The sequence below is a fragment of the Campylobacter sp. 2018MI01 genome, from assembly GCF_018501205.1.
In the GTDB taxonomy this organism is placed as follows: Bacteria; Campylobacterota; Campylobacteria; order Campylobacterales; family Campylobacteraceae; genus Campylobacter_E.
Window position 1 is genome coordinate 1 of the sequence record NZ_JAHCZE010000160.1, and the last position, 440, is coordinate 440.

Annotated in this window: 1 protein-coding gene; it reads left to right on the forward strand. The window is 33.2% G+C overall.

Annotation, left to right across the window (positions count from 1 at the left end):
• Positions 1-359: polymorphic toxin type 50 domain-containing protein (locus tag KJQ97_RS09475; protein ID WP_214120703.1), on the forward strand; the 359-nt coding region annotated here is incomplete at its 5' end.
• Between the last annotated feature and the right edge of the window lie 81 nt (positions 360-440).

The window sequence follows — 440 nt, forward strand, 5'->3', positions numbered from 1 at the left end:
TTGTAACTGCAATTCGTAAAAAAAAGGGTAAAGTAGAACTTCTTGCAAACCGTAAAGTCGTTGAGGTTGTAGTGACAGAAGAAATACCGAATTTGTTGGATGTATTTCCATCTTTGACGTCTAATGACGTTGACAAGTATGAGCAGGTAGTAGACCATACATTTATTAAATATAAAATTAACGCTGGCGAGTTGTTAGATAAAGTTAATCCTGAAAAGCAAGCACGACATATTCAATCAACAGTAGAAGAAGGTAAGAGTTACTTTTTTGATGATGTAGATATTGAAAGTTTGTATAATAAATATAAGATGACGGGAACTATTAGAAAATTAAGAAAAGGTTCCAATGGCTCTGACTAAAAGATTGATTTGTTTGAGGACAAGCCAATAGGTGTCGATATTTTTACTGGCAAACCAGTGAATGCTATGACAATTAAGTAT